We start from the raw sequence: 19,909 nt of genomic DNA, 5'->3' as shown, positions 1-19,909 counted from the left end.
GCAAGCCGTCTAGGCAAGCCGTCTAGCGGAGCGGTCCCGACAAGCCCTCCGACGGCGGGAGGCCGCCCGGCGGCGTCCTGCCGCCCGGATCTTCGGGTATTGACTCGTCGGGTATTGACTCCGCCGCCGCCCGGGCGTGGTCCACGAGTTCCCGCCACGGACCCGTGACGGCCTGCTCCGGCAAAGTGGCCTGTCGCTGGCCCGCACGGATGCTGTACAGGAAACGGTCCGGCTGAGCGCCGGCGGCTGCCCCGGCGGCCTTCGGGGCTTCGTCCCAGGGGCAGGCCTCAACGAGCGGCTGCCAGAAGTCCTTGTCATCCGGGGGCGTGGCCAGCACCGACCAGGTCCGCTTCATTCCGGCAATGCCGCCGCTGCGCTGGACGGTGATTTTCATGCGACTCGGATCTTCTTGAGACTGGCTTCATCGTCTGATTCCGGAGAGCTTTACCTTCACAGTTTCCCACGCAGACAGCACGGCGTCATGCTCTGCGGATTCTGCTCCAAAGAGTTCCCTGGCGGACGCCGCGGTGGCCCTCGCGAAGGCGCCAAACGTTGCATTCGCGGCCAGCGTCCCTCCCGTCAGCGTCTCGTACCAGATCTGGGCGGGCGCGTCCCAGGCGTTGCCGCCCAGCTCCGTGGCCGTCAGGCAGAACGCGCGGTTGGGGATGCCCGAATTGATGTGCACGCCGCCGTTGTCGGCCCTCGCCTGAACGTAGCCGTCCATCGAGTCCGGCTGCGGGTCCTTGCCGAGCACATCGTCGTCGTACGCCGTACCCGGAGCCTTCATGGAACGCAAGGCCGCGCCCTGGACCTGGTCCGTGAACAGACCCTCACCGATCAGCCAGCTGGCCTCAGCCGTCGACTGCTTCTTCACATACTGCTCAACGAGTGCTCCGAAGACATCGGACATCGATTCGTTCAGGGCGCCCGCCTGGTTCCGGTAAGCCAGCCCGGCCGAATACTGGGTCACGCCGTGGGCGAGTTCGTGGCCGATCACGCTCAGCGACTTCGTGAACCGCTGGAAGACCTGGCCGTCACCGTCGCCGAAAACCATCTGCCTGCCGTCCCAGAATGCGTTGTCGTACAGGTTGCCGTAGTGGACCGTGGCATCAAGGTGGAGGCCCTTGCCGTCAATGGAATTGCGGCCGAACGCCTCGGCGTAGAGCCGGTGGGTATGGCCCAGCCCGTCATAGGCCTCATCGGCAGCCGGATCGCCGGTGGGTGGTTCCCCCTCCTTGCGCACCACGCTGCCGGGCAGCTGTTCGGCGAACTTGGCGTCGTAGACCGTCCGCTCAGGCGGGGAGGGCTTGAGGTCCCGCATGCCCGGGGGAGCTGCGGGGGAGGGGGCTGCCCTGGACGCCTGGAAGCTCTGGACGTGCAGCAGTGCTTCCCGGGCCGCACGCGCAGCCTCGGAGAGCCGTGGTTCACGCTGCGCCGCCAGGCGGCGGAGCAGGTAGGGAGGGACGATGGAACAGTACATGTGAGACCCCTTTGTGCTTCGGCGGAGTCCTGACGCGGAAGGCAACCGGCACGGAGTCCCGCCGCCCGCCGGCCGCCGGAACCCCGCTGCCGATGCTGACAGCCTACGAGGGGGCACCGACATTTGGCAGGACCAACTCTCTGCCGGCCAAAGCGGGCTATCGAACCGAGACTTCCATACCGTGGCTTCCTATACCGTGGCTTCCATGGACCCATTAGGCGAGGAAAAGAAAAGCGGCTCGACGCTGCTGACGGTCGTCATCGCCTTTGTGGCGAATTTTCTGGTGGCCGGTTCGAAGACCGTGGCCGCCCTGATCACCGGCTCCGCGTCCATGACCGCTGAGGCGGCGCACTCGTGGGCGGACACCGGAAACCAGGTCTTCCTGTTTCTGGCCGAACGGAAATCGGCCAAGAAACGGGACAAGAGCCATCCCCTGGGCTACGGCAGGGAGGCCTACGTCTGGTCCATGTTTGCCGCCTTCGGGCTTTTTACGGCCGGCGCGGTGGTGTCGATCATGCACGGAATCCAACAACTCGTCACCCCGGAGCCGGCCGGGGAGTTCCTCGTCGCCTACATTGTCCTGGCCGTTGCCTTCGTGCTGGAAGGCATTTCCTTCGCGCAGGCCTTCCGGCAGACGCGCCGTACCGCGCGCGAGCTGGAACGTCACACGCTCGAACAGGTGCTCATCAGCTCAGACCCCACCCTGCGCGCCGTTTTTGCCGAGGACGCGGCGGCGTTGATAGGCCTCGTCCTGGCCTTCCTGGGAGTGCTGCTGCATCAGCTCACCGGCTCGGCCGTCCCGGACGCGGTGGGATCGATCGCCGTCGGCTTCCTGCTGGCGGTGGTCGCCGTCGTGCTGATCGACCGCAACCGCCGCTTCCTGGTGGGGCAGGGCGTGACTGCGGACATCGAGCAGTCGATGGGGCGGCGGCTGCTGGAACACCCCGGGATTGAACGGATCACGTACTTGCATCTGGAGTTTGTCGGGCCCCGCAAGCTGTACCTTGTTGCGGCGGTGGACCTGCGGGGCGACCGGCCCGAGCATGAAGTTGCCGTAGCCCTGCGCCGCATTGAACGCGAACTTGAAGATCATGAAACGGTCGAGGAAGCGCTGCTGACCCTGGCCACTCCTGATGAGCCGGCCCTCGGCTTCCGGACGGAAGGAAGCACGGTCCGGTCCTGATGTCCGGATGCAAAGAACCCCGCCGCTTCACTGAAACGACGGGGTTCTTGCTGTGTTGCCTGGATTCTGTGCCCTCGATTGGAATCGAACCAACGACCTTCTGCTCCGGAGGCAGACGCTCTATCCCCTGAGCTACGAGGGCAATCAGGGATCCTGCCGTTACCGGCGGGACGTCCTAGAGCTTAGCAGGAAGGTGGGCTCCAAGGGAAAATCGACGCGCCGCACGATCCCTGATGCGCCGCCCTGCCCGGCGTTGCCCCGCGCGCTGCCGGGCGCCGTGGCGGGCGCCGGGCTCAGTAGCCGGCAAAGGAGTCCACGTGGATCCTCCGCGCCCCGGCACCCCGCGCGGCGGCGCGGAGCGAGCGGACGCTGGCCGGCGAACCGGACACGAAAACGTCCCGGCCGGCGATGTCCGGGACCAGTTCCTTCAGGATGGCGCTGTCGATCCGGGCCCTGCCCGCATCCTGCATAAAGGCCGGGGGCGGGGAGCCGTCCGCGAGCCTGGCCACGACGCGGGCGCCGGAGCCTTCGAGCTCCTGCGCGTAGGCGAGCTCGGCTGCATTCCTTGCCAGATACAGCAGGATGACATCCCGGTCCGTGGCGGAGCCCGCGGCCAGCTGGGCCAGATACGGCGTGATGCCGATCCCGGCCGCTATCAGCAGGACGGGCGCGCCTGACTTCCGGGGCAGGACAAAATCGCCGCCCACGGCGGTGCCGGTCAGTTCGTCGCCGGGTTCCAGGGCCAGCAGCGTGCGCTTCGCCGAAGACAGCGGTTCGGCCGTCCCCACCCCGATCGTCAGGACACGGGACTCCGGGGGGCTGGTGAGGCTAAAGACGCGCCGCAGCCCTTTTCCGTCGGACTTTTCGTGCGGCAGGTGCAGTTCCATGTACTGGCCGGGGCTGTAGCGGACGGGACGCTCCGGCTGGAAGCGGAATTCCGTCGTCGTCGGCGTCAGCGGCCGGGAGCCCTGGAAGTGGAGGCGGACCCGGCCGCGCTGGCCTGCCGCGAAGGCGAGTGCGTTCCCCACCAGCAGCGCCAGCTCGGGGGAGTTGGCGACGAAGCCGAGGTTGTAGGGGATAGCGAACAGCAGCCCGACGACGGTGGCCAGCGCCAGCTGCTGCCAGCGGCGCGGCGGCAGCGTGAGCGGCTCGCTGAGCATGAACCCGACGAAGAAGAGCACCGGGCGCTGGGCGAGCGGCTGCCACAGCGCCTCGCCGATATCCGAACCGGCCCGGAGCAGTTCGGCCGAGACGATGGACACGACGACCACCGTAAACACGGCGGCCATCAGCAGCTTCCGCACCCGGTACAGCACCAGGAGCACGCCCGGCAGCAGGAGCCAGAGCATGGCAGGCGTGGCGGCCCACCAGGTGGCGATGTTGAGCCCGGTCAGCCCGCTGATGAAGGCGCCGGCCGCCGCCGGATTGAAGATATGGCGGCCGCGCCAGGCCAGCGCGTACTTGGACACGGAGGCCAGTACACAGGCCAGCGCCACCCCGGCCAGATCCGTCAGCTGCAAGCCGGCTGAGAACTGCGTCGGCCAGAACAGGAAGTACAGCAGCAGGCCCGTGATCAGGGACGACTCGCTATGCAGCTGCACATGGAAGAGGGCGGCCAGCACGCGGTTGGAGCCGTACGTCAGTCCGAGGCACAGTGCGAGGTGCGCCAGCATCTCCGGCAGCCCGAAGCTCAGCCAGCCGAGCACGTTCAGCAGCATGCTGTAGACCGCGAGCACGGCCAGGACCCAGAGCATCAGCCGATACATCGTGAACCGGCCCAGCGCAGAGTCCAGCCGCGAGCCGATGGGAGTGGAGATAACGGCAGTCATGAGAAAAGCACCCCTTCAAAATCGGTCGAATACTCGGCGTGGCCGTCCGTGTAGACGGTCAGCCAGGAAAAATCGAACTCCTCCCGCAACCGGGCTCCTTCGACGAAAAACAGGGCCGTGGCCAGCGCGTCAGCCACCATTGCGGTCCCGGCCATTGCCCAGCTGGCCACGACGGTCCGCACCGGGACCCCGGTGCTGCCGTCCAGAACGTGGTGCAGCCCGTCGCCCCAGGCCCGCCGGTTGGCGGCGGACGCGCACAGGGCGCCGGCACCGAGGCTGACGGTGCCGATCGCCCGGGACGAGTCGTAGGGATGTTCCAGGGCCACCTCGACCGGGGCCGTACCGGGGTCCGGAGCGGAGTTCAACAGGTCCCCGCTGGCATCGATGAAATGGTCACCGATCCCGCCCGCGAGGAGCTCGGCAGAGAGCAGATCAGCCAGCTGCCCTTTGCCTGCCGCTCCGACGTCAATCACCACAGGCGCCCGGGTGGTCAGCACCGTCCCGTCCCAGTCCAGCACGTCTTCCCAGCGCGGGGCGGGGACCGGAGGTCCGGCGGGGCGGAGGGAGTACGCGGCGTCGTAGCCGAGTTGTTCGAGGCTGCCGCCGATCAGTGGGGTCATGGCGCCATTGCTGAGCCGGTACAGCGTCCCGTAGAGCGGGCCGAGGGCAGCGGCCCCCGCGGGCAGCCGATAGCTCCCCGGCTGCCGGGCTGCCCCGGCGACGAGCGAGTCCGGCCGGAAACGGGACCAGGCGGCGTCGTAGTCCGCTACGACCTCAAGCAAGCGACGGCGGTGCCTGCCGGGGAGCGGGGAGGGCGTGGAAATCTCCCAACGGGTACCGATCCCGTCGAAGCTGAAATCCGTCCAGCCCGGATGCGGCACATGGCCTCCCTTACCGCCCGGCTGCCGGGCCTCTACTTGGCATCGGCCTTGATCTTTTCCACGGCCTGGTTGAAGCCGCCGCTTGTCAGCGAGGAACCGGCCACCTTGGAGACCTTGATCTCATCGAGCTTCTTACCGACGATCTGGGACTTGATGCCGCCGGCGAACTCGCCCTGGAACTTCTTGGTGTTGGAGTTGGAGGGATGCGGGGTGATCGTGACATCGGACACAGTCCCGCCGGCCAGCGTCAGTTTCACACCCACCGTCTCGGTGCCGTTCGGCGACACGTAGTTGCCGTCGGCGGAGTAGATCCCGTCCTTATAGCCGGCGGTCCCGGCAGCGGGCGCGGACGTCGCGGCCGGGGCAGCGCCCTGGGCGGCCGTGCCCTGGCCGCCCGGTGCGCAGCCGGCTGCGGTCCCGGCCAGGGACAGGCCGGCAATGCCGACAAGGACGCTTTTACGGAGAGGGACATTCATGCCGCGGCTCGTTTCAGGTGTTGATCGGATGGGGCGGTGACTCAAGGCGGTGACACCGATGACAACGTTCTCCCCAGCGTAATCGTTCAGTGCGGGGCATCACTGGGAAAACCTTGGCCTTCTTCCGGCCGCCCCCGGGCCGTCTCCCCGCTGTCACGCCAAATTCCGCCACACCGCGGGCCACGGGTAGGCTGGAACTGTGACCCCAGAAGAACTCTCCCTCGCCATTTCCGCCTGCCTGAAGGACGCCGTCGCCGCCGGCGAAATCGGGCTGTCCGCATCCGAGATCCCGGATGAGGTGCGCGTGGAGCGGCCGAAGAACCGGGACCACGGCGACTGGGCCACCAACATCGCCCTGCAGCTGGCCAAGGCCGCCGGCACCAGCCCGCGCGAGTTCGCTGCCGTTCTCAGCGCCCGGCTGAAGTCCATCGACGGCGTGTCCGCCGTCGACATCGCCGGCCCCGGCTTCCTGAACATCACGGTGGACGCCGGGGCCGCCGGCGCCCTCGCCAGGGCGATCGTCGAAGCAGGAGCGGGCTACGGCACCAACACGGCGCTCGCAGGCCACACCGTCAACATGGAGTTTGTCTCCGCCAACCCCACGGGCCCGCTGCACATCGGGCACACCCGCTGGGCGGCCCTGGGCGACTCGATCGCCCGCGTGCTCCGGGCCTCCGGCGCCGATGTCACGGCCGAGTACTACGTCAACGACGCCGGCTCGCAGATGGACGTCTTTGCCCACTCCGTGCTGTCCAGGCTGCACGGCCGCGGCGTGCCGGAGGGTGGCTACCCGGGCGAGTACATCGCGGACCTCGGCCATGAAGTGCTGACGCAGCACCCGGACATCCGCGAACTGACCGACGTGGCGGCGCTGCCGGTCATCCGGGGCGCCGCCTACAAGGCGCAGCTGCACGACATCAAGCGGACGCTCGCCGAGTTCGGCGTCGACTTCGACGTGTACTTCTCCGAGCAGGAACTCCACGATGCCGGCGCGATCGAGGACGCCGTGGCGCGGCTCCGCGAGCAAGGCCACGTCTACGACGACGGCGGCGCGGTCTGGCTGCGCACCACGGACTTCGGCGACGACAAGGACCGCGTCATGATCCGCGCGAACGGTGAGCCGACGTACTTTGCCGCCGACGCCGCGTACTACCTGTCCAAGAAGGACCGCGGCTACACCGAGAAGATCTATCTGCTCGGCGCCGACCACCACGGCTACATCAACCGGCTCAAGGCCATCGCCGCCGCCGCCGGCGACGATCCCGAGGTCAACATCGAGGTCCTGATCGGCCAGCTGGTCTCCGTCAACGGCGCCAAGCTGTCCAAGCGGGCCGGCAACATCATCGAGCTCAAGGACCTCATCTCCTGGCTTGGCAAGGACGCCGTCCGCTACTCGCTGGCACGCTTCCCGGCCGACTCGCCGCTGACCCTGGACCCCGAGCTGCTCAAGAAGCACAGCAATGAGAACCCGGTGTTCTACGTCCAGTACGCCCACGCCCGGTCCCGCGGCACGGCCCGCAACGCGGTGGCGGCCGGGGTTGACCGGAGCGCCTTCGACGCCTCGCTGCTGGACCACGCGACGGAAAACGAGCTGCTCTCCTACCTGGGCAGCTACCCCTCGATCGTGGCCAGGGCTGCCGAGCTGCGCGAGCCGCACCGGATCGCCCGCCACCTCGAGGTCATTGCCGGCGCCTACCACCGCTGGTACGACGCCTGCCGCGTGGCGCCGCAGGGTGACGAGCCCATCACCGATGTGAACCGTACCCGGCTGTGGCTCAACGACGCCACGAGCCAGGTGCTGGCCAACGGACTGGAACTGCTGGGCGTCTCGGCGCCGGAACGGATGTAACTGCCATGGCCGCTGCTTCAGGAAAATCTGCCAGCTCACGCAACACCGGTACTGCAGGCTCGCCGCTTGCGCCGGATTGGCTGCAGGTCCCTACGGACCTCAACGCCCTGCATGAGCCCCTGTGGGCTGCCGGCGCTGCCCGGAACGACGACGGCGAACTCGCCCTCGACGGCGTTGCGGTCAGCGAGCTCCAGCGCCAGTTCGGGACGCCGCTGTTCGTCATGAGTGAGAACGACTTCCGGGCCCGGGCCCGCGCCTTCTCCGACGCGTTCAACGACGCCTTCGCCGACATCTGCGGGGGAGTGGACGTCTACTACGCCGGGAAATCCTTCCTGTGCACCGCAGTGGTCCGCTGGGTGGAGGAAGAGGGTCTGCGCCTGGACACCGCGTCCGGCGGGGAACTCGCCGTCGCGGCACGTGCCGGTATTCCCGGCGCCGACGTCGCGCTGCACGGCAACAACAAGTCCGACGCCGAGATCCACCGTGCCCTGGACATGAAACTGGGCCGGATTGTCGTGGACAGCCTCGTGGAGCTCGACCGCGTTGCCACGATCGCCGCAGCACGGGGCGAAACCGCCAAGGTCCTGCTGCGGCTCACCCCCGGCGTGCACGCCCATACGCACGAGTTCATCGCCACGGCGCATGAGGACCAGAAATTCGGCCTTTCCATGGCCGGGGACTCCACGGAGCAGGCCGGCCTGTCCGCGGCCGAGGAGGCCGTGGCCGCGGCGTCGGGCTACGGGAGCGTTGAACTCCTGGGCCTGCACTGCCACATCGGCTCGCAGATCTTCGAGCCGGACGGCTTCGCCCTCGCGGCGGAGAAGCTGCTGGACTTCCTTGCCGCGATGCAGGCCAAGTACTCCATCGTGCTCCCGGAACTGGACCTGGGCGGCGGCTACGGCATCGCCTACACCCCCGTGGACACGCCTCGACCGGCCGCCGAGATCGCCCAGGCGATGGCCGCCGTCGTCCGCTCCAAATGTGCCGAGCTCAGCATCACCGCCCCGCGGATCTCGATCGAACCGGGCCGCGCGATCGTGGGCAGCAGCACCTTCACACTGTACGAAGTCGGCACCCTCAAGACCGTGCGGGTCGACGCGCCGTCCGCCGGAACAGCAGAAACGCTCGAAACCCAACCGGAAAACGTTACGTACCCGCGCCGGTATGTGTCAGTGGACGGCGGCATGAGCGACAACGCCCGTCCGGTGCTGTACGACGCGGATTACTCGGCAATTCTGGCCTCCCGGACCTCCGGCGCGGCGCCACAGCTGTCCCGAGTGGTGGGCAAACATTGCGAGAGCGGCGACATAGTTGTTAGAGATGTATATCTGCCCGAGGACGTGGCAGCCGGTGATCTGCTCGCTGTACCGGGGACCGGCGCCTACTGCTGGGCCCTGTCAAGCAACTACAACTATCTGGCCCGGCCGGGCGTTGTCGCTGTGCGCGATGGATCTGCCCGGCTCATTGTCCGCGGGGAAACCGAACAAGATCTGCTGAACCGCGACATGGGAGTCTGAATGACCGAATTGCGAACCCTGAAAGTAGCCCTGCTGGGCTGTGGCAACGTTGGGGCCCAGGTTGCGCGGATTCTCATTGACGACGCCGAGTCGCTGGCCTCCCGCACCGGGGCCCGCCTGGAACTGGGCGGCATCGCCGTCCGGAATGTCGATGCGCCCCGCGACGTCGAACTGCCGCACGAGCTGTTCACCACCGACGCCGAGACCCTGGTCAAGGACGCCGACCTGGTGATCGAGCTGATGGGCGGCATCGAGCCCGCCCGCACCCTGATCCTCACCGCGATCCGCCACGGAGCCAGCGTGGTCACCGGCAACAAGGCCCTGCTGGCACAGGACGGCCCGACCCTCTACGAGGAAGCGGACAAGGCCGGCGTCCAGCTGTCCTACGAGGCCGCCGTGGCCGGGGCCATCCCCATCCTGCGCCCCATCCGGGACAGCCTGTCCGGTGACCGGATCACCCGGGTGCTCGGAATCGTCAACGGCACCACCAACTTCATCCTGGACCAGATGGACTCCACCGGCGCGCAGTTCGCCGATGCCCTGGCCGAGGCCCAGCGCCTGGGCTACGCGGAAGCGGATCCTACGGCCGACGTCGAAGGCCACGACGCCGCCGCGAAGGCCGCCATCCTCGCCTCGCTGTCCTTCCACACCCGCTTCGCCCTGGAGGACGTGTACTGCGAGGGCATCAGCTCGGTCAGCGCGGCGGACATTGCCGCCGCGAAGGACGCCGGGTTTGTGATCAAGCTGCTCGCGATCGCCGAGAAACTGACTGCCGCAGGCGGTGCCACCGGCGTCTCCGTGCGCGTGCATCCCACCCTGCTGCCGCGCGAACACCCCCTCGCCGCCGTCCGCGGCGCGTTCAACGCCGTCTTCATCGAAGCCGAAAATGCCGGTGAACTGATGTTCTACGGCCAGGGCGCCGGCGGCACCCCGACGGCGTCAGCGGTGATGGGCGACCTCGTGTCCGCCGCCCGACGGCTGGTCCTCGGCGGCCCCGGCCGCACCGAAACCACCACCGGCCACGTCCCCGCCCTGCCCATCGATGCCGCCGTCACGAGCTACTACATCGGCCTCGACGTCGCGGACCAGCCCGGCGTGCTGGCCAGAATCGCCCAGCTCTTCGCGGAGCACGGCGTCTCCATTGAAATCATGCGGCAGACCATCCACCGCGATGCCGATTCCAAGGTCGAATCAGCGGAGCTGCGGATCGTCACGCACCGTGCAAGCGAGGCTGCACTGGCAGCCACCGTCGAGGCCGTGAAGGGCCTGGACGTTATCAATTCCGTTACATCCGTACTGCGGGTAGAAGGAGTCTAAGTGGCTCACCAATGGCGCGGTGTCATCCGCGAATACGCTGAACGTCTGCCTGTCACCGAGGCAACGAAGGTCATCACCCTGGGCGAGGGCGGCACCCCGCTCGTGCACGCCCGGCACCTCTCCGAGCTGACCGGCAGCGACGTCTACCTCAAGGTCGAGGGCATGAACCCGACCGGTTCCTTCAAGGACCGCGGCATGACCATGGCCATGACGGCCGCCGTCGCCGCCGGCGCCAAGGCCGTCGTGTGCGCCTCGACCGGAAACACCTCCGCGTCCGCCGCGGCCTATGCGACGGCGGCCGGACTCCAGTGCGCAGTGCTCGTGCCCGAAGGCAAGATCTCCATGGGCAAGCTGAGCCAGGCGATCGCGCACGGAGCCACGCTGCTGCAGGTCGACGGCAACTTCGACGTCTGCCTGGACATCGCCCGCAAGCTGGGGGAGTCCTACCCGGTGTTCCTGGTCAACTCCGTCAACCCAGCGCGGATCGAGGGGCAGAAGACCGGCGCTTTCGAGGTTGTCGACTGCCTCGGCGACGCCCCCGACTACCACATCCTCCCGGTGGGCAACGCTGGCAACATCAGCGCGTACTGGAAGGGTTACAAGGAGTACTCGGCACCGTTCGAGTCGGCTACGGCCGGCACCCTGGCCCCCGTGGCCACGAAGACCCCGGTGATGTGGGGCTTCCAGGCCGCCGGCGCGGCACCGTTCGTCGCCGGCCATCCCATCACCGAACCCGACACCATCGCGACGGCGATCCGGATCGGCAACCCCGCGTCCTGGGATACCGCTATTGCAGCACGGGACGAGTCCGGTGGCGTGATCGAGGCCGTGACCGACGAGGAAATCCTGTCAGCGCACCGCTGGCTGTCCGCCCGCGAAGGCGTCTTCGTGGAGCCCGGCTCCGCTGCCGGGGTTGCGGGACTGATCAAGAAGCACGCCGCCGGGGAAGTTCCCGCCGGGAAGACGATCGTCATCACCGTCACCGGGCACGGCCTGAAGGACCCGCAGTGGGCCCTCCGGACCGAGGACGGCAGCGACGTTGAGCCCGTAAAGGTCTCCAACGACGTCGTCACGGTAGCCTCCGCACTGGGACTGGAAGAAAAATAGCCTTGGAAACCACGCTCACGATCCCGGCCGAGTCTCCCGCCGACGCGCCGGCCGTACCGGCCGGTCAACTGGTCACCGTGAGGGTGCCGGCCACCAGCGCGAACCTGGGACCCGGCTACGACAGCCTGGGACTAGCGCTGTCGTTGCACGACACGCTGACGGTGGAAACCCTGGCCAGCGGTGAGCTTGAGTTCGAACTCAGCGGCGAGGGCGCGGAAACGTTGCCGCGGGACGCGAGCCACCTCGTGGTCAAGGCCATCACCGAGGCCCTGCACCGCCTGGGCTACCGGCACGACGGACTGCGGATCACAGCCGACAATGTCAATCCGCACGGCCGCGGGCTGGGCTCTTCTGCTTCCGCCGTGGTCGCGGCGGTGACGGCTGCGAATGCGCTGGTCCCCGGGGCGTCCCGGCGCGGCAAGGACTGGATCCTGCAGCTGACGAGTGAAATGGAAGGCCATCCGGACAACGTCGCACCTGCCATATTCGGCGGATTGGCGCTGTCGTGGCAGGACAGTGACCAGTACAGCAGCACTTGTGCCACCGTCGCGGATTCGGTGATTCCGGTCGTCGCCGTTCCGGATTTTGAGCTCTCCACGGAAGCGGCGCGTGCGTTGTTGCCGGCCTCGGTGGGCCACCACGCCGCGGCCATGAATTCGGGCCGGGCGGCCCTGCTGATCCATGCGCTGACGCAAAAGCCCGAATTCCTGCTGCCCGGCACGAAGGATTACCTGCACCAGAGCTACCGTGCCCAGGCGATGCGGCCCAGCGCAGAGCTGATCGCAGCCCTGCGCCACGCCGGCCACGCCGCCGTCGTCTCCGGAGCGGGACCCACGGTGCTGGTCCTTGCCGACGGGGAAGCGGAAGCCGGGACGATCGTCGACTTCATCGGCTCCCATGCCGCAGACAACACGCCGGAGGTCGCTTGGCGAGTGATGAAGCTGGCCGTGGACGTCGAAGGTGCTAAAGTGGAAGTGCACCGGCGGTAATCACGCAGGCGGTAAATTAGCAACTGTGCATATGACCGCGATGTTGGCCAAGTTGCCTCTCTCATCTTTTACTGCGCAATGCTCTCCGGTGCCACCTGCTTTTGGTCTGACGCAGGAATCAGCGGAAACTTTCTCTGCACCCCTGAAATGTCAGCCCGCCGTTCCTTAATTTCGGAACGCGCTAGGTGTAACGCAGTATCCGGCCTTGCTGGCCGATATCCATCCGGCAGGGCCGAAATCCCGGCTGCAGATCTGAACTGCAGCCCAGATCAAATCATCGCGTCCAGCTCCCAGTCTGGACGCCGTCGAGGGGGAAGGATCCTTCGTGACCGAAACCACTGAGCTGTCTTCAGCTGTGGAAACATCATCTTCTGCTGCCGGATCGTCAACGGCCGCACCCGCCAAGAGCAGCGGCCTTGCAGGCCTCAAGCTCGCCCAGCTGCAGGCGCTTGCCAGCCAGCTTGGTATTTCAGGCGGATCCCGCATGCGCAAGGGCGATCTGGTCTCAGCCATTTCGGCCCACCGTGCGGGCACTCCGGTGAGCAAGGCTCCGGCCCGTGCTTCTGAAAAGGCGAGCGACAACGGCACCGTTGCCCGCGCCGCGGCTCCGGCCGCTGCGCCTGCAGTCGCCGCCGAACCGGAAGCGACTGCCCAGGAAATCACCCGTGCCCGCGGACGTGGTCGCAGCCGCCGCGCCGGCAGCGACGGCGTCATCACGGCTCCGGCCGCTGCAGCCCCGGCGGAGACCCAGACTGCCCCTGCCGAGTCTGCCCCTGCCGGGCAGGCCACCGAAGGCGCCGACCGCACCCGCCAGCCGCGCACCCGCAATCGCCGCCGTGGCGAAGCCGCAGGCCAGGCCACCGAGGCCGCTGGCCAGGTTGCCGTCGAGGCCCAGGCCGAACAGCCCGCCGCCGAGCAGCGCACTGAACAGCGTGAACAGCGCACTGAACAGCGCACTGAACAGCGTGAACAGCGCACAGAGCAGCGTGAACAGCGCACTGAGCAGCGCGAACAGCGTGAACAGCGCCAGGGCGAGCCCAGCGAAGACGGCCAGCGCCGCGACACCCGCACCCGTGGCGGCCGCGACGACACCGCCGGCAGCCGTGAAAACCTCCGCGACAACGATGACAGCGACGGCGGAAGCCGCCGTAACCGCCGTAACCGTCGGGACCGCAACGACCGTAATGACCGCTCCAGTGGCCAGGACAGCCGGGACAGCCGCGACAACACCTCGCGCAACGACCGCTTCCGCGACCGCAACGACCGCCGGCGGGGACGCGTCCAGGGACCGGACGTCGACGACGTCGAGGTCACCGAGGATGATGTCCTGCTGCCCGTCGCCGGCATCCTTGACGTGCTGGAGAACTACGCGTTCATCCGCACCTCCGGTTACCTGCCGGGCCCGAACGACGTCTACGTGTCCCTCGCCCAGGTCAAGAAGTACAACCTGCGCAAGGGCGACGCCGTCGTCGGTGCGATCCGTGCACCGCGTGAAGGGGAAGACCGCAGCCAGCAGTCCGCCCGCCAGAAGTTCAACGCGCTGGTCCGTATCACCTCGGTCAACGGCAAGACGCCCGAGGAACTCAAGGACCGCGTCGAATTCGCGAAGCTCGTCCCGCTGTACCCGTCCGAGCGCCTGCGCCTCGAGACGGACCCCAAGAAGATCGGCCCCCGCGTCATCGACCTGGTTGCCCCGATCGGCAAGGGCCAGCGCGGCCTGATCGTTTCGCCGCCGAAGGCCGGCAAGACGCTCATCCTGCAGTCCATCGCCAACGCCATTACCATCAACAATCCTGAGGTCCACCTCATGATGGTGCTCGTTGACGAACGTCCCGAAGAAGTCACGGACATGCAGCGCACCGTCAAGGGCGAGGTCATTGCCTCCACCTTCGACCGTCCCGCCGACGACCACACCACCGTGGCCGAGCTCTCCATCGAGCGTGCCAAGCGCCTCGTGGAAATGGGCATGGACGTCGTGGTGCTCCTCGACTCCATGACCCGCCTGGGCCGCGCCTACAACCTGGCAGCGCCGGCCTCCGGCCGCATCCTGTCCGGTGGGGTGGACTCCGCAGCGCTGTACCCGCCGAAGCGCTTCTTCGGTGCAGCCCGCAACATCGAAAACGGCGGCTCGCTGACCATCCTGGCAACCGCTCTCGTCGAGACCGGCTCCAAGATGGACGAGGTCATCTTCGAAGAGTTCAAGGGCACCGGCAACATGGAACTGCGACTGTCCCGCCAGCTCGCGGACAAGCGCATCTTCCCGGCCGTGGACGTCAACGCGTCCGGTACCCGCCGTGAGGAAAACCTGCTTTCCCCCGAGGAAGTCAAGATCATGTGGAAGCTGCGCCGTGTCCTGTCCGGACTCGAAACGCAGCAGAGCCTTGAACTGCTGACCAACAAGATCCGGGAGACCCAGAGCAACGTCGAGTTCCTCATGCAGGTGCAGAAGACGACGCTTGGTGCGAAGTCCGATAACGACAAGTAGCTGAGTCCAAGGCGGGGTGCCGGAAATCTCGCGCGGTTAGCCGTGCGGGATTCCGCCCCCGCCTTCGCCGTTCGGTTTTTGCCGCCCCCGCCCCTACGCTGGGAGGCTTGCGATCTTCGATCGCAGGCCTCCCAGCTCCGGCAGGCCCGATGCCACTCCCGGGGCGGCAGAAAACCGAACGGCTTCGCTGTTTGCCCACCTTCGCTGTCGCGTTACTAGACTTGAGAGAGTCGAAAGAGGTTTTGAAAATGTTTGAGTCCGTACAGGGGCTGTTGGATGAGCATGATGCTATCCAGGCGCAGCTTGGGGATCCGGCTGTTTATGCGGACCAGCGGCTGGCCCGGAAACTGGGGCGGCGTTCTGCACAGCTGAACGGCATAGTCGAGGCGTACCATGCCTGGCACGGGATCCAGGACGACCTGGCGGCCGCTCAGGAAATGGCGGGCGAGGACCCGGAGTTTGCCGCGGAGGTGCCCGAGCTGGAGGCTGCGCTGGAGACGGCGGCCGCGAAACTGCGGCGGCTGCTGATCCCGCGGGATCCGGACGATGCCCGCAACGTCATCCTCGAGGTCAAGGGCGGTGAAGGCGGTGACGAGGCTGCCCTGTTCGCCGCTGACCTGCTGCGGATGTACACCCGTTACGCGGAATCCCGCGGCTGGAAGACTGAAATGATTTCGGCCAACGAATCGGACCTCGGCGGGTACAAGGACGTGCAGGTGGCCATCAAGGGCAACTCGAACGACCCCGCCGAGGGCGTCTACGCGCGGCTCAAGTTTGAAGGCGGCGTGCACCGCGTGCAGCGCGTCCCCGTGACGGAATCCCAGGGCCGTATCCACACCTCGGCTGCCGGCGTGCTGGTGCTCCCCGAAGTGGATGAGCCCGAGGAACTCGAGATCAACCAGAACGATCTCAAGATCGACGTCTACCGTTCGTCCGGCCCGGGCGGGCAGTCGGTCAACACCACCGACTCGGCCGTCCGCATCACCCACCTTCCCACCGGAATCGTGGTGGCCATGCAGAACGAGAAGTCGCAGCTGCAGAACCGCGAAGCCGGCATGCGCGTGCTGCGCGCCCGCATCCTGGCGCACCAGCAGGAACAGATCGACGCTGAGAACTCGGCCCAGCGCAAGTCCCAGATCCGCACCATGGACCGCTCCGAGCGCATCCGCACCTACAACTATCCGGAAAACCGGATTGCGGACCACCGCACCGGCTACAAGGCCTACAACCTGGACCAGGTCATGAACGGCGATCTGGAACCGGTGATCCAGTCGGCCATCGAGCTGGACGAGCAGTCCCGGCTCGACGCCATCGGCGAATAAGCCCCAGGTACCGTTGCTGATGACAGATGGCCCGGGGCTGAGCCTTGCGGAAGCAGTCCGCGAGGCGACAGCCGTGTTGGCTGCCGCCGGGGTGCCCAGCCCGCGGGTCGACGCCGAACTCCTCGCCGAGCACCTCCTCGGCGTCGGGCTCGGCCGGTTGCGCGCGCTGATGCTCGGCGACTCCCCGGCGCCGGAGGGCTATGCCGATCTCGTTGCCGAGCGGGCGCAGCGGATCCCGCTGCAACACATCACGGGCGTGGCGCACTTCCGCTACCTCGAACTTGCCGTCGGTCCCGGCGTGTTTATCCCGCGGCCGGAAACCGAATCCGTGGTGCAGCTGGTGCTGGACTGGCTCAAAGGCAGGGACGGGTTGGCGCACCCCAAAGTGGTGGACCTGGGCACCGGATCCGGCGCCATTGCCGGTTCGATCGCCCACGAGGTGCCCGGCGCCGACGTCCACGCGGTGGAATTCAGCGAGTTCGCGCACGCGTGGGCGGCGAAGAACCTGCTGCCGCTCGGGGTCACACTGGTGCGTGGCGATTTGCGCGATGCCCTTCCCGAGCACAACGGCAGCTTCGACGTCGTCGTCTCCAACCCTCCGTACATCCCCGCCGAAGCCATCCCGAACGAGCCGGAAGTGGCGCTGCACGACCCCCCCGAGGCGCTCTACGGCGGGGGAGCGGACGGCATGGAACTTCCGACGGCGGCGGCGGCCTCCGCCGCGCGGCTGCTGAAAGTCGGCGGCTACTTCGTGATGGAACACGCGGAGGTCCAGGCGCGTTGGATAGCTGGGATGATGAACAGTTCCGGCGTGTGGTCCGAGGTGACCACGCACCTGGACCTCAACGGCAAGGAACGCGCAACGAGCGCGGTCCTGACGGCCCGGGGCGCAGCGGTCAGAGCGGCCCGGCAGTGATGAAAGAATAGGGCAGTGACGACTAGCTACGATTGCACGGCAGCTGAGCAGCGCGCCGCAGGACTTGAGCACGCGCAGCGGGCCATCCGGGAACACAAGTGCGTGGTTTTTCCCACGGACACCGTGTACGGGATCGCCGCCGATGCTTTTTCGCCCCTGGCCGTGACCCTTTTGCTGGCGTCCAAAGGCCGGAGCCGGAAGATGCCGCCGCCCGTGCTCATCCCCAGGCTCAATGCCCTCGACGGCCTCGCCACCGACGTCCCGGCCGAGGCCCGGCGCCTCGCCGAGGCCTTCTGGCCCGGCGGGCTGACCCTGATCCTGCATGCCCAGCCCTCGCTGGACTGGGATCTCGGGGAGACCAAGGGTACCGTGGCGCTCCGGATCCCGGCCGACGACATCGCACAGGACCTCCTCACGATCACCGGACCCCTGGCGGTGTCTTCCGCGAACCGCACGGGACACGCGGCAGCGCAGACCGCCGCGGAGGCCGAGGAACAGCTCGCGGAGTCCGTCGAGGTCTACCTTGAAGACGGACACCGGCCTGTCAAAGGTGCCGATGCCCTGCCTTCCACGATCGTTGACGCCACCGCACTGCCGTTGCGGGTGGTCCGCCAGGGCGCGATCAGCCTGGAACGCCTGCGCGAAGTGGTCCCCGGATTGCTGGACGTGGACGGCAACGCCCCTGAAGAGACTCCCGACACCGGAGCCACCGCCGGGCCGGAGAATGACCCGTCCCGATCCGTCGAAGGTCCCGGCACCGCATGACCCTGCACCGGCAGCACGTCCCCGTTCTCGAGGTGGACGCGACACCCTTGACTGTCGTCGAACTGACGGACGTCCTCGACCGGTTCATCGCCGAGGGCAGCACCAGGACCGTAGTGGGCCACAACCTCCACAGCGTCACGTTGCTGCATTCCGATCCAATATTCCGTTCCTTCTACGAGCAGAGCGACGTGGTGCTCATCGATGGCGCCCCCGTGCTGTGGCTCTGGGCCAAGAGCCTGGAAGGCGACGGCGCCAAGGATCGTGCCATGGACTACCGGCTGGGCTCTACCGACTGGATCCCTGCGCTGGCGCACGTCGAGGGACTCGAACGCATCGCCATCATCGGGGCCGGCAGCGTGGCCAACGCCCAGGCCGTGGCGCGGCTCAAGGACGTCGTCCCGCATGCGCAGGTGGACGGAATGCCCGGCGAGGGCTGGGACGAAGAGCTGGAGGAGAAGGCCATCGCGTGGCTGGAGGGCATCCGCCCACAGTTGGTGCTGCTGGGACTCGGAATGCCCCTGCAGGAGCAGGTACTCCACCGCAGCCTCCCGTCCCTGCCCCCGGCGGTGTACTGCACCGTGGGCGGAGCCATCGAGCAGATTGCGGGGATCCAGAAACTGGCACCGCGCTGGATCGGACGCCTCGGACTGGAATGGGCCTGGCGGCTACTGCTGCACCCGAAGCGCGTGGCGTATCGCGTTTTCGGCGAACCCTGGGTGTTGCTGGGACTGCTGATCCGGCGTCGCCGGCGGCTACGCGGCAAACGCTAGAACTTCTGGTCCTCCAGGGGCCCGAAGCCCTTGCCGCGGAGGCCAGTGGAAAACGCCCGGAACCAGTCTGCCAGACCGCGGAAATCACCGCGGCGCAGGAAGTACCCGAGGTAACCGCCGACATCCGCGACAAGGGACTTGACGCGGAAATAGCGGCGGATGAGGTAGCCGCGGTTGCGGTAGTAGTAGTAGCGCTTGAAGGCGGTTTCCGGAACGATCACGTGCCAGCGGGCACCGAAGACATGCTTGGTCTCAGCTAACGCGTGGGGGTGCATGATCGCCGCCGTCGTCACGGTGCCAAAGCGGATGCCTGCCTTCCGCAACCGGATCGTGAAGTCCACTTCGTCGCCGCGGATGAAGAGGCGCATATCAGGCAGCCCCACCTTGAAGAACACGTCGGAACGGATGAGGGCGCCGTTGAAGAAGTGTCCGTCATCCGGGAGGAACCCGACCTTTTCCAGTTCGGCCCGCTCATGGGTGACCTTGCCGTCCAGACGGAAGAAGAAAGACAGCCGGTCCGGGTGCCCGGGGGCAACCACGAGCGGGACCACGGCGTCGAGATTCCGGGCCTCAGCCTCCCGTAGCAGGGTGGCGAGGCACTGGGCATCGGCCGGTTCGGCGTCGTCGTCCATCATCCAAATCCAGTCCGCCCCGCTGGCAACCGCCTTGAGAACCGCGAGGGAGAAGCCGCCGGCCCCTCCGAGGTTGGCTTCGGACCGCACATAATCCACGTTGCCGTGTGCTTCTGCGACGTCCCGGGCGGGCACCGTGCCGCTGTCGACGAGGCAAATGGAGTGCACCGGAGCCGTCTGGTTGTTGATGGCGTTCAGCAGAACCGCCAGCTCCCGGGGACGGTCAAACGTCACGGCGGCAACTGCAACCGACAGGGTCATCGCGGGGGTCCTTTCAGCAGGCCGGCAGTGTTTTTCCCGCCGGCGAGGGGCCGTGTGACGCGAAGACAGGTGGCCGTTGGCATTAGTATCTTGACTAGAGTCCACTGTAATACAGCCCTGTCAGGCACTA

17 protein-coding genes and 1 tRNA gene are annotated in these 19,909 nt (G+C 67.2%); 11 read left to right on the top strand and 7 right to left on the bottom strand.

Translation table 11 applies throughout. The annotated features are described in order from the left end of the window. Positions 1-22: 22 nt before the first annotated feature. Positions 23-394, bottom strand: a complete 372-nt coding sequence (locus tag ACQCSU_RS05170; protein WP_426978619.1) for a protealysin inhibitor emfourin — start codon at positions 392-394, stop codon at positions 23-25. Between the two features lie 27 nt (positions 395-421). After that, the gene (locus ACQCSU_RS05165) at positions 422-1,480 is read right to left on the bottom strand and encodes a M4 family metallopeptidase (RefSeq protein ID WP_426978618.1); all 1,059 of its coding nucleotides are present in this window, start codon (positions 1,478-1,480) and stop codon (positions 422-424) included. Between the two features lie 205 nt (positions 1,481-1,685). Between ACQCSU_RS05165 and ACQCSU_RS05160 the strand changes: the two genes are divergently transcribed. Continuing rightward, positions 1,686-2,663 (top strand): cation diffusion facilitator family transporter, encoded by a 978-nt coding sequence (locus ACQCSU_RS05160; protein ID WP_426979718.1) that lies wholly within the window; start codon positions 1,686-1,688, stop codon positions 2,661-2,663. A 69-nt stretch (positions 2,664-2,732) separates the two neighbouring features. Here ACQCSU_RS05160 and ACQCSU_RS05155 read toward each other — a convergent pair. The 4 genes from ACQCSU_RS05155 to ACQCSU_RS05140 form a co-directional block, all read right to left on the bottom strand. Next, positions 2,733-2,805 (bottom strand) — tRNA-Arg (locus ACQCSU_RS05155). Positions 2,806-2,956: 151 nt separating this feature from the next. Beyond that, positions 2,957-4,492, bottom strand: a complete 1,536-nt coding sequence (locus ACQCSU_RS05150; RefSeq protein ID WP_426978617.1) for an FAD-dependent oxidoreductase — start codon at positions 4,490-4,492, stop codon at positions 2,957-2,959. Continuing rightward, complete coding sequence (locus tag ACQCSU_RS05145) at positions 4,489-5,373, bottom strand: FAD:protein FMN transferase (protein ID WP_426978616.1); 885 nt, start codon at positions 5,371-5,373, stop codon at positions 4,489-4,491. Before ACQCSU_RS05145 ends, ACQCSU_RS05150 begins: the two co-directional genes overlap by 4 nt. Before the next feature lie 32 nt (positions 5,374-5,405). Beyond that, the gene (locus ACQCSU_RS05140) at positions 5,406-5,849 is read right to left on the bottom strand and encodes an FMN-binding protein (protein ID WP_426978615.1); all 444 of its coding nucleotides are present in this window, start codon (positions 5,847-5,849) and stop codon (positions 5,406-5,408) included. A 199-nt stretch (positions 5,850-6,048) separates the two neighbouring features. Here ACQCSU_RS05140 and argS point away from each other — a divergent pair, with 199 nt between their 5' ends. The 10 genes from argS to ACQCSU_RS05090 all read left to right on the top strand — a co-directional run bounded on the left by argS (position 6,049) and on the right by ACQCSU_RS05090 (position 18,886). Beyond that, positions 6,049-7,698: an arginine--tRNA ligase gene (argS, locus tag ACQCSU_RS05135; RefSeq protein ID WP_426978614.1), complete on the top strand. Its 1,650-nt coding sequence runs from the start codon at positions 6,049-6,051 to the stop codon at positions 7,696-7,698. Between the two features lie 5 nt (positions 7,699-7,703). Next, positions 7,704-9,215 carry a diaminopimelate decarboxylase gene (gene lysA, locus ACQCSU_RS05130; RefSeq protein WP_426978613.1) on the top strand — a complete coding sequence of 504 codons (1,512 nt, stop codon included), beginning with the start codon at positions 7,704-7,706 and terminating at the stop codon, positions 9,213-9,215. After that, a complete protein-coding gene (locus ACQCSU_RS05125; RefSeq protein ID WP_426978612.1) occupies positions 9,216-10,532 on the top strand; it encodes a homoserine dehydrogenase in 1,317 nt (438 codons plus the stop codon). Next, a complete protein-coding gene (thrC, locus tag ACQCSU_RS05120; RefSeq protein ID WP_426978611.1) occupies positions 10,533-11,639 on the top strand; it encodes a threonine synthase in 1,107 nt (368 codons plus the stop codon). It abuts the gene before it with no gap. A gap of 2 nt (positions 11,640-11,641) precedes the next feature. Then, on the top strand, positions 11,642-12,628 hold the full coding sequence (gene thrB / locus ACQCSU_RS05115; protein WP_426978609.1) for a homoserine kinase: 987 nt from the start codon (positions 11,642-11,644) through the stop codon (positions 12,626-12,628). Positions 12,629-12,953: 325 nt separating this feature from the next. Beyond that, entirely contained in the window at positions 12,954-15,113 is a 2,160-nt protein-coding gene (gene rho, locus ACQCSU_RS05110) for a transcription termination factor Rho (RefSeq protein WP_426978607.1), read from the top strand. A gap of 248 nt (positions 15,114-15,361) precedes the next feature. Then, positions 15,362-16,435: a peptide chain release factor 1 gene (gene prfA / locus ACQCSU_RS05105; RefSeq protein WP_354239597.1), complete on the top strand. Its 1,074-nt coding sequence runs from the start codon at positions 15,362-15,364 to the stop codon at positions 16,433-16,435. A 19-nt stretch (positions 16,436-16,454) separates the two neighbouring features. Continuing rightward, complete coding sequence (gene prmC, locus ACQCSU_RS05100; protein WP_426978605.1) at positions 16,455-17,351, top strand: peptide chain release factor N(5)-glutamine methyltransferase; 897 nt, start codon at positions 16,455-16,457, stop codon at positions 17,349-17,351. A gap of 15 nt (positions 17,352-17,366) precedes the next feature. After that, positions 17,367-18,116, top strand: a complete 750-nt coding sequence (locus ACQCSU_RS05095; protein ID WP_426978604.1) for an L-threonylcarbamoyladenylate synthase — start codon at positions 17,367-17,369, stop codon at positions 18,114-18,116. Next, a complete protein-coding gene (locus ACQCSU_RS05090) occupies positions 18,113-18,886 on the top strand; it encodes a WecB/TagA/CpsF family glycosyltransferase (RefSeq protein WP_426978602.1) in 774 nt (257 codons plus the stop codon). The genes ACQCSU_RS05095 and ACQCSU_RS05090 overlap by 4 nt, the downstream gene beginning before the upstream one ends. Here ACQCSU_RS05090 and ACQCSU_RS05085 read toward each other — a convergent pair. Next, the gene (locus ACQCSU_RS05085; RefSeq protein ID WP_426978601.1) at positions 18,883-19,779 is read right to left on the bottom strand and encodes a glycosyltransferase; all 897 of its coding nucleotides are present in this window, start codon (positions 19,777-19,779) and stop codon (positions 18,883-18,885) included. The two genes, ACQCSU_RS05090 and ACQCSU_RS05085, sit on opposite strands and share 4 nt — an antisense overlap. Positions 19,780-19,909 lie beyond the last annotated feature (130 nt).

This window comes from Pseudarthrobacter sp. O4 (assembly GCF_050157025.1).
Taxonomy (GTDB): Bacteria; Actinomycetota; Actinomycetes; order Actinomycetales; family Micrococcaceae; genus Arthrobacter.
Note: the sequence above shows the minus strand (reverse complement) of the source record. Positions and strands in the feature narration are given on the sequence as shown.

Coding starts and splice junctions, on each gene's coding strand:
- ACQCSU_RS05150 (WP_426978617.1), bottom strand. CDS start 4,492: ATGACTGCCGTTATCTCCACTCCCATCGGCTCGCGGCTGGACTCTGCG.
- prfA (WP_354239597.1), top strand. CDS start 15,362: ATGTTTGAGTCCGTACAGGGGCTGTTGGATGAGCATGATGCTATCCAG.
- prmC (WP_426978605.1), top strand. CDS start 16,455: ATGACAGATGGCCCGGGGCTGAGCCTTGCGGAAGCAGTCCGCGAGGCG.
- lysA (WP_426978613.1), top strand. CDS start 7,704: ATGGCCGCTGCTTCAGGAAAATCTGCCAGCTCACGCAACACCGGTACT.
- ACQCSU_RS05160 (WP_426979718.1), top strand. CDS start 1,686: ATGGACCCATTAGGCGAGGAAAAGAAAAGCGGCTCGACGCTGCTGACG.
- ACQCSU_RS05165 (WP_426978618.1), bottom strand. CDS start 1,480: ATGTACTGTTCCATCGTCCCTCCCTACCTGCTCCGCCGCCTGGCGGCG.
- ACQCSU_RS05140 (WP_426978615.1), bottom strand. CDS start 5,849: ATGAATGTCCCTCTCCGTAAAAGCGTCCTTGTCGGCATTGCCGGCCTG.
- ACQCSU_RS05085 (WP_426978601.1), bottom strand. CDS start 19,779: ATGACCCTGTCGGTTGCAGTTGCCGCCGTGACGTTTGACCGTCCCCGG.
- ACQCSU_RS05090 (WP_426978602.1), top strand. CDS start 18,113: ATGACCCTGCACCGGCAGCACGTCCCCGTTCTCGAGGTGGACGCGACA.
- ACQCSU_RS05125 (WP_426978612.1), top strand. CDS start 9,216: ATGACCGAATTGCGAACCCTGAAAGTAGCCCTGCTGGGCTGTGGCAAC.
- ACQCSU_RS05170 (WP_426978619.1), bottom strand. CDS start 394: ATGAAAATCACCGTCCAGCGCAGCGGCGGCATTGCCGGAATGAAGCGG.